General features: G+C 59.7%; 13 protein-coding genes. 6 read left to right on the forward strand and 7 right to left on the reverse strand.

The annotated features are described in order from the left end of the window. Positions 1–144 precede the first annotated feature (144 nt). A complete protein-coding gene (gene gpmI / locus ACS4NR_RS23490; protein WP_166496358.1) occupies positions 145–1,674 on the reverse strand; it encodes a 2,3-bisphosphoglycerate-independent phosphoglycerate mutase in 1,530 nt (509 codons plus the stop codon). Positions 1,675–1,827: 153 nt separating this feature from the next. Between gpmI and ACS4NR_RS23495 the strand changes: the two genes are divergently transcribed. From ACS4NR_RS23495 to secB, 3 genes are read left to right on the forward strand one after another with little or no spacing between them, the layout of a single operon-like run. Beyond that, positions 1,828–2,241, forward strand: a complete 414-nt coding sequence (locus ACS4NR_RS23495; protein WP_108590832.1) for a rhodanese-like domain-containing protein — start codon at positions 1,828–1,830, stop codon at positions 2,239–2,241. A gap of 1 nt (position 2,242) precedes the next feature. Beyond that, positions 2,243–2,497: a glutaredoxin 3 gene (gene grxC, locus ACS4NR_RS23500; RefSeq protein WP_003220774.1), complete on the forward strand. Its 255-nt coding sequence runs from the start codon at positions 2,243–2,245 to the stop codon at positions 2,495–2,497. A 57-nt stretch (positions 2,498–2,554) separates the two neighbouring features. Beyond that, entirely contained in the window at positions 2,555–3,040 is a 486-nt protein-coding gene (secB, locus tag ACS4NR_RS23505; RefSeq protein WP_025110924.1) for a protein-export chaperone SecB, read from the forward strand. Positions 3,041–3,170: 130 nt separating this feature from the next. Here the strand turns inward: secB and trmL are convergent, their stop codons facing one another. Beyond that, positions 3,171–3,626 carry a tRNA (uridine(34)/cytosine(34)/5-carboxymethylaminomethyluridine(34)-2'-O)-methyltransferase TrmL gene (gene trmL / locus ACS4NR_RS23510; protein ID WP_027611265.1) on the reverse strand — a complete coding sequence of 152 codons (456 nt, stop codon included), beginning with the start codon at positions 3,624–3,626 and terminating at the stop codon, positions 3,171–3,173. On the opposite strand from trmL, the gene ACS4NR_RS23515 reads away from it, so the two are divergent. Further along, positions 3,625–4,065 carry a hypothetical protein gene (locus tag ACS4NR_RS23515; RefSeq protein ID WP_456018466.1) on the forward strand — a complete coding sequence of 147 codons (441 nt, stop codon included), beginning with the start codon at positions 3,625–3,627 and terminating at the stop codon, positions 4,063–4,065. The genes trmL and ACS4NR_RS23515 overlap by 2 nt on opposite strands. A 515-nt stretch (positions 4,066–4,580) precedes the next feature. Here the strand turns inward: ACS4NR_RS23515 and ntrC are convergent. From ntrC to glnA, 5 genes are all read right to left on the reverse strand, one after another. Then, complete coding sequence (ntrC, locus tag ACS4NR_RS23520) at positions 4,581–6,017, reverse strand: nitrogen regulation protein NR(I) (RefSeq protein WP_007961729.1); 1,437 nt, start codon at positions 6,015–6,017, stop codon at positions 4,581–4,583. Further along, complete coding sequence (gene glnL, locus ACS4NR_RS23525) at positions 6,014–7,099, reverse strand: nitrogen regulation protein NR(II) (RefSeq protein ID WP_007909240.1); 1,086 nt, start codon at positions 7,097–7,099, stop codon at positions 6,014–6,016. Before glnL ends, ntrC begins: the two co-directional genes overlap by 4 nt. A 231-nt stretch (positions 7,100–7,330) precedes the next feature. After that, positions 7,331–7,948: a DUF4124 domain-containing protein gene (locus ACS4NR_RS23530; RefSeq protein ID WP_456018467.1), complete on the reverse strand. Its 618-nt coding sequence runs from the start codon at positions 7,946–7,948 to the stop codon at positions 7,331–7,333. Then, complete coding sequence (locus ACS4NR_RS23535) at positions 7,945–8,457, reverse strand: DUF4124 domain-containing protein (protein WP_456018468.1); 513 nt, start codon at positions 8,455–8,457, stop codon at positions 7,945–7,947. Before ACS4NR_RS23535 ends, ACS4NR_RS23530 begins: the two co-directional genes overlap by 4 nt. 287 nt (positions 8,458–8,744) lie before the next feature. After that, positions 8,745–10,151 carry a glutamate--ammonia ligase gene (gene glnA, locus ACS4NR_RS23540; protein ID WP_007961736.1) on the reverse strand — a complete coding sequence of 469 codons (1,407 nt, stop codon included), beginning with the start codon at positions 10,149–10,151 and terminating at the stop codon, positions 8,745–8,747. 328 nt (positions 10,152–10,479) lie between these two features. Between glnA and thiI the strand changes: the two genes are divergently transcribed. After that, positions 10,480–11,934: a tRNA uracil 4-sulfurtransferase ThiI gene (thiI, locus tag ACS4NR_RS23545; RefSeq protein WP_027611269.1), complete on the forward strand. Its 1,455-nt coding sequence runs from the start codon at positions 10,480–10,482 to the stop codon at positions 11,932–11,934. Positions 11,935–12,073: 139 nt separating this feature from the next. After that, entirely contained in the window at positions 12,074–13,894 is a 1,821-nt protein-coding gene (gene typA / locus ACS4NR_RS23550) for a translational GTPase TypA (protein ID WP_007961739.1), read from the forward strand. The last annotated feature ends 173 nt before the right edge of the window (positions 13,895–14,067 follow it).

Genomic DNA, 14,067 nt, shown 5'->3' on the forward strand with positions numbered 1-14,067 from the left:
ATAATCTTTGAAACAACCATAAACAAATGTAGGAGTGAGCCTGCTCGCGATGGCGTTCTCACATTCAACAGAGTAGTTGACTGTCAGATTGCTATCGCGAGCAGGCTCACTCCTACAGGGTTTTGCGGTGTTTGATCTGGCGAATTAGACCAGAATCGAGGTACCGGTCATCTCCGCCGGTTTTTCCAGGCCCAACAGCATCAGCATGGTCGGTGCCACGTCCGCCAACACGCCGCCTTCACGGACCTTGAGGTCGCGCTTGCCGACATAGATGAACGGCACCGGCTCGGTGGTGTGCGCGGTGTGCGCCTGGCCAGTGGAGGCGTCGGACATCTGCTCGACGTTGCCGTGGTCGGCGGTGATCAGCGCTTCGCCGCCCACCTTTTCCAGCGCCTCGACGATGCGCCCGACGCAGGTGTCCAGGCATTCCACGGCTTTCACCGCAGCGTCGAACACGCCGCTGTGGCCGACCATGTCGCCGTTGGCGTAGTTGACCACGATCACGTCGTAACGCTGGTGTTCGATGGCGTCGACGATGCGGTCGGTGACTTCCGGCGCGCTCATTTCCGGTTGCAGGTCGTAAGTGGCGACTTTCGGCGACGGAATCAGGATGCGCTCTTCGCCCGGGAACGGTTCTTCACGGCCACCGGAGAAGAAGAAGGTCACGTGTGCATATTTTTCGGTTTCAGCGATACGCAGCTGGGTCTTGCCGTTTTTCGCCAGATAGTCGCCGAGCACGTTTTCCAGGCTGCCGGCGGCGAAGGCCGATGGCGCAGGGATGCTGGCGGCGTACTGGGTCAGCATGACGAAACCGGCCAGTTTCGGCTGGCGCGCACGTTCGAATTCCTTGAAGTCGTCTTCGACGAATACGCGGGTCAGCTCGCGGGCGCGGTCGGCGCGGAAGTTCATGAACACCACGGCGTCGCCGTCTTCAACCTTGACCGGCTCGCCGATGGTGGTGGCTTTGACGAATTCGTCACTCTCGCCACGGGCGTAGGCGGCGTCGAGGCCTTCCTGGGCGGTGGCCGCGTTGAATTCGGCGTTGCCGTCGACGATCAGGTTATAGGCTTGGGATACGCGGTCCCAACGGTTGTCACGGTCCATCGCGTAGTAGCGACCGACGATGCTGGCGATACGGCCCTTGCCGAGCGCCTGGAAGGTCGCGTCGAGCAGTTCGATCGACGAAGCGGCGCTTTTCGGCGGCGTGTCGCGGCCATCGAGGAAAGCGTGCAGGTAGATTTTCTCGGCGCCGCGCTTGAAGGCCAGTTCGGCCATGGCGATCAGGTGATCCTGGTGGCTGTGCACGCCGCCATCGGACAGCAGACCCATGAAATGCACGGCTTTGCCGGCGGCCACGGCTTTATCCACGGCAGCGCAGATGGTCGGGTTGTCGAAGAACTCACCGTCGCGGATCGCTTTGGTCACGCGCGTGAAGTCCTGATACACCACGCGCCCGGCGCCGAGGTTCATGTGGCCGACTTCGGAGTTGCCCATCTGGCCGTCCGGCAAACCGACGTCCATGCCGCTGCCCGAGATCAGGCCGTTCGGCACCGTGGCCCACAGACGATCGAGCACAGGTTTCTTCGCCGCATAAACGGCATTGGATTCGTGGCTGTCACTGTGACCGAAGCCGTCGAGAATCATCAGGACCAAAGGTTTAGGCGTGGTAGTCATGGAATCCACTCGTGGCTAATAAAGAAGAGGGCGATGGAAAAGGGAGTGGCAGTTTAAAGCGAAGTTCCTGCGGCGTCACCGCCGGACGGGGTTTGGCCCACCATAGTGGCTGTGTATACTGGCCGACATTTTAACGCCCTGGAACCTCCTTCGATGGTTGCTCACCTGATTGAATTTGCCACTAACCACTACATTCTTGTCGGTATCTTCGTCGTACTGCTGGCTCTGCTGCTGGCGCACACGATGCAGGGCGGCGGTAAAAGCCTGAGCACCGGCGAGCTGACCGCACTGGTCAACAAGGACGCAGGCGTGGTGGTGGACATCCGTCCAGCGAAGGATTACGCCGCCGGTCATATCGTTGGCGCGATCAACATTCCTCAAGACAAGCTGGCCGCGCGCGTCGGCGAGCTGGAAAAGCACAAGGCCAAGACCATTATTCTGGTCGACGCCCTGGGCCAGACCGCTGGCACCCACGCTCGCGAGCTGATGAAATCCGGCTTCACCGCCGCCAAGCTGTCCGGCGGGATCTCCAGCTGGAAAGGCGACAACCTGCCGCTGGTGAAGTGATATGAGCGAAGTCATCGTCTACTCCAGCGACTACTGCCCTTATTGCATGCGAGCCAAGCAATTGCTCGCGAACAAAGGTGTGGCCTTCGAAGAGATCAAGGTCGATGGCAAGCCGCAGATTCGTGCTGCCATGAGCCAGAAGGCCGGACGCACGTCGGTGCCGCAGATCTGGATCGGCGAAAAGCACATCGGCGGTTGTGATGATTTGTATGCCCTGGAGCGCGCCGGCAAGCTCGACGCGTTGCTCAAGGCCTGAACGGCTGCACCCACGTACAGCAATCCCTAAAAGACCCAAGATCAGAAAGGATCTGAGATGACTGACCAACAGAACACTGCAGCCAGCGAAGAAGAAACCGCACCGCAATTCTCCTTGCAGCGCATCTACGTACGCGATCTGTCCTTCGAAGCCCCGAAAAGCCCGGCGATCTTCCGCCAGCAGTGGGACCCGACCGTCGGTCTGGACCTGAACACCCGCCAGAAAGAACTGGAAGGCGATTTCTACGAAGTCGTGCTGACGCTGTCGGTGACCGTGAAAAACGGTGACGAAGTGGCCTTCATCGCTGAAGTGCAACAGGCCGGTATCTTCCTGATCAAGAACCTGGACGCGGCTTCGATGAGCCACACTCTGGGTGCGTTCTGCCCGAACATCCTGTTCCCGTACGCGCGCGAAACCCTGGACAGCCTGGTGACCCGCGGTTCGTTCCCGGCCCTGATGCTGGCGCCGGTGAACTTCGACGCCCTGTACGCGCAAGAGCTGCAGCGCATGCAGGCTGCGGGCGAGACGCCGACCGTTCAGTAAGTATCTGAGCGACGACGCAAGTCCAATGTGGGAGCGGGCTTGCTCGCGAAAGCGCAGTGTCAGGCGACATCAATGTCATCTGATCCGACGCCTTCGCGAGCAAGCCCGCTCCCACATTTGTTATCCGGTTTTATTTGAAGTCGTTCTGCCGCCACGCTTCGTAAACGGCCACCGCCACGGTGTTGGACAGGTTCAGGCTGCGGCAGCCTTCACGCATCGGCAGGCGCAGGCGCTGTTCGGCGGGCAGGGCGTCGAGCACTTCCGCCGGCAGGCCACGGCTTTCCGGGCCGAAGATGAACGCATCGCCCGGGACGAACGCGGCGTCGTGAAACGGCCGCGAGCCCTTGGTGGTGAAGGCGAACAACCGTGGGTTGCCGAGGCTTTCCAGGCAACTGGCGAGGTCGGCGTGGCGCTGCAACGTGGCATATTCGTGGTAGTCGAGACCGGCCCGGCGCAAGCGCTTGTCGTCCATCTCGAAACCCAGCGGTTCGATCAAATGCAGGTGGCAGCCGCTGTTGGCGCACAGCCTGATAACGTTGCCGGTGTTCGGCGGAATTTCTGGTTGAAAAAGGATGACGTGAAACATGCACGGCTCCGAAGGTAAAGATGAGCGGCATTCTACGCCGCCTGTGGACAACCGTTCGAAACTATTCCCGCGGGTGATCGGTTCGCTGGCGATTGTCGGCTTGATGGTCGGTTTGATGATCGGTCGCCTGACCACACCGGACCCCAGTGTGCTGCAGCAGGTCGAGGTTACCGATGACGGCCTGGTGGTGTGGTTCAACAACGAGCCGAAGCTGCATGGCGAAATCATCGATGGCACCGTGGCCCTGTTGTTCCAGGCAGAAGGCCGCGCGCAAAAGGGCCAGCTCAAGCTCAATGGCAAGGATGTGAACTGGCGTACTCGAGTGAGTGACGGTGGGCTGTTGCTGACGGTGCTGGCGGCGCGGCCGCTGCGGGGGGACTGGGCCGGCAGCGAGGTCGATGACCGCTGGCGGCTGGAGATCCATCTCCGGGAGCAATAAAAGCGGGAATCCCCGGCCTGCCTGTACCAGGGTTCCCAAAACGGGTGGACTTCGCTGAGAGCGTCGGTCCGGTGTAAAGAGGGAACCCCCGGCCTGCCTGTACCAAGGATCCCAAAAGGGTGGGTTCGCCGCGTTGCGGTTTGAACCCGGTGTAAAGAGGGGAATCCCCGGCCTGCCTGTACCAAGGTCCCCGAAACGGGTGGTGAATCGAATCACCTGTGAGGAATATTGCAGGGGGCGTGCCAGTTTTAGTATTTGGAAACAGAAAAAAGCTTCAGATGCGCGAAAGCCCCGTAAATCGGGGCTTTCGTGTTTTTACTGGCTGGTTTTTTCAGTCTTGCCTGGATGGTTTTTGCACAGGCTGCGATGCCCGATCACGGGTCAAAGTGCATTAGGTTGGTGCACGGCGGGGCCACTGTGGGAGCGGGCTTGCTCGCGAAGGCGTCGCGTCAGTCACTGATATGTTTCATGAACAGCGCTTTCGTGAGCAAGCCCACTCCCACAGGGGGCGTTGATCAGCCCTCATCCCCCTCATCGTCATCCCCGCCATCCACTTTCATCCCCAATTCCTTGATCTTGCGCGTCAGAGTATTCCGCCCCCAGCCGAGCAATACCGCCGCATCGCGACGACGACCGGCCGTGTGCTTCAGTGCAGTCTCGATCATGATCCGCTCGAACGCCGGCACCGCGCTGTCGAGCAGGCTCGACTGGCCACGGGCCAACGCTTGATCGGCCCACTGGCGCAGTGCCTGCTCCCAGTTGGTCACCGGTGCCGAATCCTGTGGCAGGCTCAGCAGTTCCGGTGGCAGGTCACTGATGTGCACTTCGCGCCCGGAGGCCATCACGGTGATCCAGCGGCAGGTGTTCTCCAGCTGCCGCACGTTGCCCGGCCATGGCAGGTTCTTCAGGTATTCCTCGGTCTCGCTTTTCAGCAGTTTCGGCTCCACCGCCAGTTCTTGCGCGGCGCGGCTGAGGAAGTGCTTGGCCAGGGTCGGGATGTCTTCGCGACGGTCCGACAGGCGCGGAATGTGGATGCGGATCACGTTGAGGCGGTGGAACAAGTCCTCACGGAATTTCCCGGCGTGCACCAGGGTTTCCAGATTCTGGTGAGTCGCGGCAATGATCCGCACATCGACCTTGACCGGCACATGCCCGCCGACGCGATAGAACTCGCCGTCGGCCAGCACGCGCAGCAAACGGGTCTGGGTGTCGGCCGGCATGTCGCCGATTTCGTCGAGGAACAGCGTGCCGCCGTCCGCCTGTTCGAAGCGGCCGCGACGCAGGTTGGCCGCGCCGGTGAACGCGCCTTTCTCGTGGCCGAACAGTTCGGATTCCATCAGATCCTTGGGGATCGCCGCCATGTTCAGCGCAATGAACGGCGAGGCCGCGCGTGGGCTGTGGCGGTGCAGGGCGTGGGCGACCAGTTCTTTACCGGTGCCGGATTCGCCGTTGATCAATACGGTGATGTTGGAGTGGCTCAAGCGGCCGATGGCGCGAAACACCTCCTGCATCGCCGGCGCTTCGCCGATGATTTCCGGGGTGCGGGTCAGCGCCGGCACCACTTCCAGGCCTTGCTGTTCCTGCGCATGCTGATTGGCGCGTTTGACCAGCGATACCGCCTCGTCGACGTCGAACGGCTTGGGCAGGTACTCGAACGCGCCGCCCTGATAGGACGCGACGGCGCTGTCCAGGTCGGAGTGAGCGGTCATGATGATGACCGGCAACCGTGGGTGTTGCTCGCGGATGCGCGCCAGCAGGTCGAGGCCACTGGCGCCCGGCATGCGGATGTCGGAAATGATCACATCAGGCTGCTGACGGGCCAGACGACTCATCACGCCATCGGCGCTGTCGAAGCTCTGCGTGGTCATGCCTTCCTGCTGCAAGGCCTTTTCCAGAACCCAACGGATAGAACGGTCGTCATCGACGATCCACACGGTTTCACTACGGCTCATGTCGATGTGGCTCCTTGTTCCAGTGGCAGAAAGATCGAGAACGTGGTGTGGCCGGGGTGGCTGTCACACTCGATCAGGCCCTGGTGCTGGCTGATGATGTTCTGGGTAATGGCCAGCCCCAGCCCGGTACCGTCCGGACGGCCGCTGACCATGGGAAAGAAAATGGTTTCCTGAAGTTCTGCAGGGATCCCCGGACCGTTGTCGATGATCTCGATTTTGGTCACCAGACGATGGCGGACGTGGCCAATGGTGAACTGGCGCATGGTCCGGGTGCGCAGGCTGATGCGGCCCAGGCGCAGCTCGTTCTGGCTGCTGATCGCCTGCATCGCGTTGCGCACGATGTTCAGCACGGCCTGAATCATTTGTTCGCGGTCGATCAATACGTCGGGAATGCTCGGATCGTAGTCGCGCACCAAGGTGATGCAACCCTGGCTTTCCGCTTCGACCAGTTGGCAGACGCGTTCGAGCACTTCATGGACGTTACACATGGCCAGCGACGGCAGCTTGTTCGACCCGAGCATGCGGTCGACCAGATTGCGCAGGCGGTCGGCCTCTTCAATGATCACGTTGGTGTAATCGCGCAGGCTGTCTTCCGGCAGTTCGCGGGCCAGCAATTGCGCGGCGCCCCGGATCCCGCCGAGCGGATTCTTGATCTCGTGAGCGAGACCACGCACCAGCATTTTGCTGGTTTCCTGCTTGGATAGTTGCGCCTCTTCCTTGGTGATCCGCAGCAGACGGTCACGCGGGTGCACTTCCAGCAGGAGCATGGTCGCGCCGTTGCTGAGGATCGGCGTCACCGCGTAGTCCACGGTCAGGGTCTGGCCGGTGAGGGCGGTGAGCATCGCTTCGCGCTTGGTGAACGGGTGTGCCTGTTCGACTGCCTGACGCAGCGAGTTGAGCGCCTCGGTGGACTCGGTGAACAACTCGCTGATGAACTGTCCATGGCTGCGCTGACCGCTGATGGCCAGCAGCATCTCGGCCGCCGGGTTCATGTACTCAAGGCGCAGTTCGGCGTCGAGCAGAATGGTGGCGGTGGTCAGGTTGTCGAGCAGCAAACGGTGGATTGCGTCGCTAATAGTCATCGGAGCCTCTTTTGGGGGCGGAGCGTGCGCAAGAAGCAGGCGTCGTTAAACGGAAAATGCAAAAACCAAACCAAGGCTCCGAAAAGAAGCGTTCAACCCGTGAAACAGGCGTTTGACGCTCGTTTGAGTGGCAGGGTGCCAGCTCGAACGGGAAGTTTCGAACCAAAATGGGTTGGAATCTGGGTACGGTGCAGCCTATTGCACCAATATAGTGCGTAATGCTGAATGGCGTTAGAAGAAGCGCAGGAAGGGATTTTTTTCTTCGGCGGGTTTGTCTTTCAGCGGGCATTCCGGGCGCACGCCGTAATCCTCGCTGACGCAGGGTTTGATCTGGCGTTTCTGCGCCAGCGAGATGCGCAGCATGTGGAATGGCTGGTTGGCGGTGCGCTCGACAGTGCGACCCTGTTCATCAAGGATTTCCACCGACAGGTTGTGACTGCCGCGGTCGATGTTGCTTAGCGGGAATACCGGACTCAGGCCGGGCTCGCCAGTGGCTTGGCCGTCCAGCAGCAGGCGATAGCGATGGCCCTGCTGCAGGCCGGGCTCGCTGGTGACGCTGACGATCACCTCGCCCGCGCTGCTGCGAAGGGTCGCATCCGGCTCGGGGATCAGGATGCGCAGCATGTCGTAGTGGAACAGCGGTTGTTCCGCGACCTTTTTTGCAGCGCTGATCGGTGCAGCAGATGTGGGGTTGGCCGACATGCGATTGCTGGTCGCAACAGGTACACGCTTGGCGTTGCCGCGCGGCTGGTCGGTGTAGACGCGATTGCCCTGCGCATCGACGTAGGTGAATACCTCCGCTGAAACGGGCAGGGCGAACAGGCACAGGATCAGCCAGAAAATTCTCATGGCTTGTGCACCCGCTGTACGGTGAACACCACTGCCGGGCTCTGCTGGATGATCGTTTCGCCGTCGATCACCTGTACCGCTAGACGATGCTCGCCGCGATCGACATTCACCAGTTGCAGGATCGGCACGTTGCTCGGCTGGCCATAAGGCGCGTCGTCCAGGACCAGCCTTAATTGGTGCGGCGCCTGCAGGCGCGGCTTGATCAGCACGTTGACAGTGAAGGTGCCGTTGTTGGCGCGCAGCGCTTCCTCGTCGGGCAGGCCGGTCAGTTCCAGCACTTCATAAGCACTGCGTGCCGCGGGGCGTGTGTCGGTGCTGGAGGGCGCTGGCGCGCTCGGTGCCTGTGGCTCGACGCGGTTGAGTGGCGGCAACTCGACCGGCTGCGCCTGAACACCGTCCGGCGAGTGATCGCTGTAAACCGTGTTGCCGGCGTCGTCGGTGTACTTGTAGATCTGCGCAGCGGCGGGCAGGGCGATCAGCAGCAGGATGTAGAGAAAGGTGCGACTCATGAAATCGACCGGGAAAGAAAACGATGGAGTGCAGCATAGGCCAGGTGCGGCGGTTGGCCCAACCCGGGACATATCCGGAGATCATTCAGATGCCAAAAATTCTCTGTGGGAGCGGGCTTGCTCGCGAATGCGGTGGGTCATTGACAGAGATGGCGACTGATACGCCGCATTCGCGAGCAAGCCCGCTCCCACAGGGGTTTTGCGTAGCTTCATAAATCGGGGGCAATAAAAAAGGCCTCCCGAAGGAGGCCTCTTTTTGTCACGCCGCGTAGCGCGGCGCTACCGGATCAGCAGCTGTAGTACAGCTCATATTCCAGTGGGTGTACGAAGGTGCGCACCTTGATTTCTTCTTCGGATTTCAGCGCGATGTAAGCGTCGATGAAGTCGTCGGAGAACACGCCGCCCTTGGTCAGGAACGCACGGCCCTTGTCCAGCTCTTCCAGGGCTTCTTTCAGGCTGCCGCAAACTTGCGGGATCTCTTTCGCCTCTTCAGGCGGCAGGTCGTACAGGTTTTTGTCAGCGGCATCGCCTGGGTGGATCTTGTTCTGGATACCGTCCAGGCCGGCCATCAGCAGTGCTGCGAAAGCCAGGTACGGGTTGGCAGCCGGATCCGGGAAACGGGCTTCGATACGACGGCCGCGTGGGCTGTTGACGTAAGGAATACGGATCGAGGCGGAACGGTTGCGCGCCGAGTAGGCCAGCATTACCGGAGCTTCGAAACCTGGCACCAGACGCTTGTAGGAGTTGGTGGCCGGGTTGGTGAAGCCGTTCAGGGCCTTACCGTGCTTGATGATACCGCCGATGAAGTACAGGGCGGTTTCGGACAGACCCGCATAGCCTTCGCCAGCGAAGGTGTTCTTGCCATCTTTGGCGATGGACATGTGCACGTGCATGCCCGAGCCGTTGTCGCCGTACAGTGGCTTCGGCATGAAGGTCGCGGTGCGGCCGTAAGCGTCGGCTACGTTGTGGACAACGTATTTCAGAGTCTGAACTTCGTCAGCTTTCTTCACCAGGGTGTTGAACTTGACACCGATTTCGTTCTGACCGGCAGTCGCCACTTCGTGGTGGTGAACTTCAACGGTCTGGCCCATTTCTTCCAGTGCGTTGCACATGGCAGTACGGATTTCGTGGTCGTGGTCAAACGGCGGAACCGGGAAGTAGCCACCTTTGACGCCTGGACGGTGACCTTTGTTGCCGCCTTCGATGTCCTGGTCGGACATCCACGAACCTTGTTCGGAGTAGATCTTGAACATCGAGCCGGAGATGTCCGACTTGAACTTCACTTCGTCGAAGATGAAGAATTCTGGTTCTGGACCGGCGAAGACGGTGTCACCGATACCGGTGGTCTTCAGGTATTCCTCGGCACGGTGAGCGATGGCGCGCGGGTCGCGATCGTAACCTTGCATGGTCGAAGGTTCGATGATGTCGCAAACCAGAATCAGGGTCGCGTCTTCGGTGAACGGGTCGAGAACGGCAGTATCGTCGTCCGGCAGCAGGATCATGTCGGAGGCTTCGATGCCTTTCCAGCCAGCGATGGAGGAACCGTCGAACATCTTGCCGACTTCGAAGAAGTCGTCTTCCAGCGCATCGCGAGCCGGCATGGTCACGTGGTGCTGAGTGCCTTTGGTGTCCGTGAAGCGCAGATCAATCCACTTGACGTCATGATCTTTGATGAGTTGAACCGACTTCGACATAGTGTCCTCCGGGTGGCTTAGGGCTTGGTAGTGGATGCCCTTAATAGGGGTGATGCCGGCGCAGATACTCTGCCAAGGCAACCTGCCTCACAAGTGAGCAAATTGCATGCCAGTGCCCCAGCATGGGTTTTTTGCCCCAAATTCACGCTTGCAGCACTGCAAAGCGCCATAAAGGCGAAAATCTCGCCCCTTAATGTAGCGCTTCAAATCAGAAATGACCCGTTTTGGTGCATGTGAAACCTTCTGCATATTAACTGGTTAAACCTTGAGCAATTTCCGCTATAATCCGCGCCCCCCTTTTTCGGCTGGCCCTGCGCGCGCTGTTTTCATGAAACTAATCGTAAAAGTCTTCCCCGAGATCACCATCAAGAGCCGCCCTGTCCGGATGCGTTTCATCCGCCAGCTGGCCAAGAACATCCGCGCCGTGCTCCGCGATCTGGACCCGGCCGTGGTGGTGAACGGTGTGTGGGACAATCTCGAGCTGGAAACCCGCGTTACCGACCCCAAAGCCTTGAAAGAGATGGGTGAGCGCCTGACCTGCACCCCGGGTGTCGCGCACTTTCTGCAGATCGACGAGTACCCGCTGGGCGACTTCGACGACATCACCGAGAAGTGCAAACAGCACTACGGCGATGTGCTGGCCGGGAAGATTTTCTCGGTGCGTTGCAAGCGTGCCGGCAAGCACCCGTTCAGCTCGATGGACGTCGAAAAATACGTCGGCAGCAAGCTGCGTCGTGAGTGCGGTGCGGCCGGAATCGACCTCAAAGACCCGGAAATCGAAGTTCGCATCGAAGTTCGCGACCAACGGTTGTTTGTCATCCACAGCCAGCACAACGGCATCGGCGGTTACCCGCTCGGCGCCCTGGAGCAGACGCTGGTATTGATGTCCGGCGGCTTTGACTCGACGGTTGCCGCGTACCAGATCATGCGTCGCGGCCTGATGGCGCATTTCTGCTTCTTCAATCTTGGCGGGCGTGCCCACGAATTGGGCGTGATGGAAGTCGCGCATTTCATCTGGAAGAAGTACGGCAGCTCGCAACGCGTGCTATTTGTCAGTGTTCCGTTCGAAGAAGTGTTGGGCGAAATTCTCGGCAAAGTCGATAACAGTCATATGGGCGTCGTATTGAAGCGTATGATGTTGCGCGCATCGTCGGCCATCGCCGACCGGCTGCACATCGATGCGCTGGTCACCGGCGAAGCGATCTCCCAGGTATCGAGCCAGACGCTGCCGAACCTGTCGGTGATCGACTGCGTGACCGACAAACTGGTCCTGCGCCCGCTGATCGTTGCGCACAAGCAGGACATCATCGACACGGCCAACGAGATCGGCACCGCCGATTTCGCCCGGCACATGCCGGAGTACTGCGGGGTCATCTCGGTCAATCCGAAGACCGCCGCCAAGCGCCACCGTGTTGAGCACGAAGAGAAAGAATTCGACATGGCGGTTCTCGAGCGTGCGCTCGAAAACGCCAAACTGGTGCCGATCGATCGAGTGATCGACGAATTGGGTCAGGACTTGCAGATCGAAGAAGTCGGCGAAGCGCTGGCCGGTCAGATCGTTATCGACATCCGTCACCCGGATGCGGCCGAGGATGACCCGCTGGAACTCGCCGGCATAGAAGTACAGACGATGCCGTTCTACGCAGTGAACGCTCGTTTCAAGGAGCTGGATCCGACTCGCCAGTACCTGCTGTATTGCGACAAAGGCGTGATGAGTCGCCTGCATGCTCACCATTTGCTCAGTGAGGGGCATGCCAATGTGCGCGTTTATCGACCGAGCTAAGTGCCCGGGGCTGTTTGCCTGTGGCCTGCGTCACCGGCCCCCCGACACCGCCGTCAAGCTGTAACGGCCATGCCGGACACTACTGTTAATCGCTGCCAAGACTTGTCAGCAAACCGAATCCTCTGATCGAGATACACAAGTGATCGAAAATCTACGTAACATCGCCATCATTGCCCACGTTGACCATGGTAAGACCACCCTGGTAGACAAACTCCTGCGTCAATCCGGCACCCTGGAGCGCAACGAGCTCAACGACGAGCGCGTGATGGACTCCAACGACCAGGAAAAAGAGCGCGGTATTACCATTCTGGCGAAAAACACCGCCATCAACTGGAACGGCTACCACATCAACATCGTGGACACCCCGGGCCACGCCGACTTCGGCGGTGAAGTAGAACGCGTAATGTCGATGGTTGACTCCGTTCTGCTGCTGGTTGACGCTCAAGACGGCCCTATGCCGCAAACCCGTTTCGTGACCAAGAAGGCGTTCGAAGCCGGCCTGCGTCCAATCGTGGTTATCAACAAGGTTGACCGTCCAGGCGCGCGTCCGGACTGGGTTCTGGACCAGATCTTCGATCTGTTCGACAACCTCGGTGCTACCGAAGAACAACTGGACTTCCAGGTTGTTTACGCTTCGGCCCTGAACGGCATCGCCGGTCTGGATCACACCGCCATGGGCGAAGACATGACTGCGCTGTACCAGGCAGTTGTCGACCACGTTCCGCCTCCGGCCGTTGACCGTGACGGTCCGTTCCAGATGCAGATCTCCGCTCTGGACTACAACAGCTTCCTGGGTGTTATCGGTGTTGGCCGTATCGCTCGTGGCCGCGTCAAGCCGAACACCCCGGTTGTCGCTATCAGCGCCGACGGCAAGCGCCGCAATGGTCGTATCCTGAAGCTGATGGGTCACCACGGTCTGCACCGCATTGACGTTGAAGAAGCAGCAGCCGGCGACATCGTCTGCATCAGCGGCTTCGACGAGCTGTTCATCTCCGACACCCTGTGCGACATCAACACCGTCGAGGCGATGAAGCCGCTGACCGTTGACGAGCCAACCGTTTCCATGACCTTCCAGGTAAACGACTCGCCATTCTGCGGTAAAGAAGGCAAGTTCGTGACCTCCCGTAACATCAAGGATCGTCTGGACAAAGAGCTGCTGTACAACGTTGCACTGCGCGTTGAAGAAGGCGACTCGGCTGACAAGTTCAAGGTTTCCGGCCGTGGTGAGCTGCACCTCTCGGTACTGATCGAAACCATGCGTCGCGAAGGCTTCGAGCTGGCCCTGGGCCGTCCTGAAGTGATCATCCGTGAAGTTGACGGCGTGAAGCAGGAACCGTTCGAAAACGTCACCATCGACATCCCTGAAGAATCGCAGGGCAAGGTCATGGAAGAGATGGGTCTGCGTAAGGGCGACCTGAGCAACATGGTGCCGGATGGCAAGGGCCGTGTTCGTCTGGAATACAACATCCCTGCTCGCGGTCTGATCGGTTTCCGTAACCAGTTCCTGACCCTGACCAACGGTGCTGGCATCCTGACCTCGATCTTCGACCGTTACGCTCCAGTGAAGTCGGGCCACATGTCCGGCCGTCAGAACGGCGTTCTGGTTTCGGTTGAAACCGGCAAGGCACTGACCTACTCGCTGGAAACCCTGCAGGCTCGTGGCAAGCTGTTCGTAGAACACGGTCAGGAGATCTACAACGGTCAGATCGTTGGTCAGAACAGCCGCGACAACGACCTGGGTGTGAACCCAACCAAAGGCAAGAAGCTCGACAACATGCGTGCTTCGGGTAAAGACGAAACCATCGCTCTGGTACCACCTGTTCGCTTCACTCTGGAACAGGCTCTGGAATACATCCAGGAAGACGAGCTGTGCGAAGTGACTCCTAAGTCCATCCGTCTTCGCAAGAAGATCCTGGACGAAAGCGAGCGTACCCGCGCTGCCAAGAAAGCCAAGGCGTAATTTAGCCCGAGCTTGAAAAAAACGCCCCCGGTCGCGAGACCGGGGGCGTTTTTGTTTGTCTGGGGTTCAACTGAGGGTTGTGCGGTGTTGGTGCTGGCCTCTTCGCGAGCAAGCCCGCTCCCACAGGGAATCCATGGCGTACTCAAGAGTTGTGTTCACCAAGGATCTACTGT

The organism is Pseudomonas sp. JQ36 (assembly GCF_053851495.1).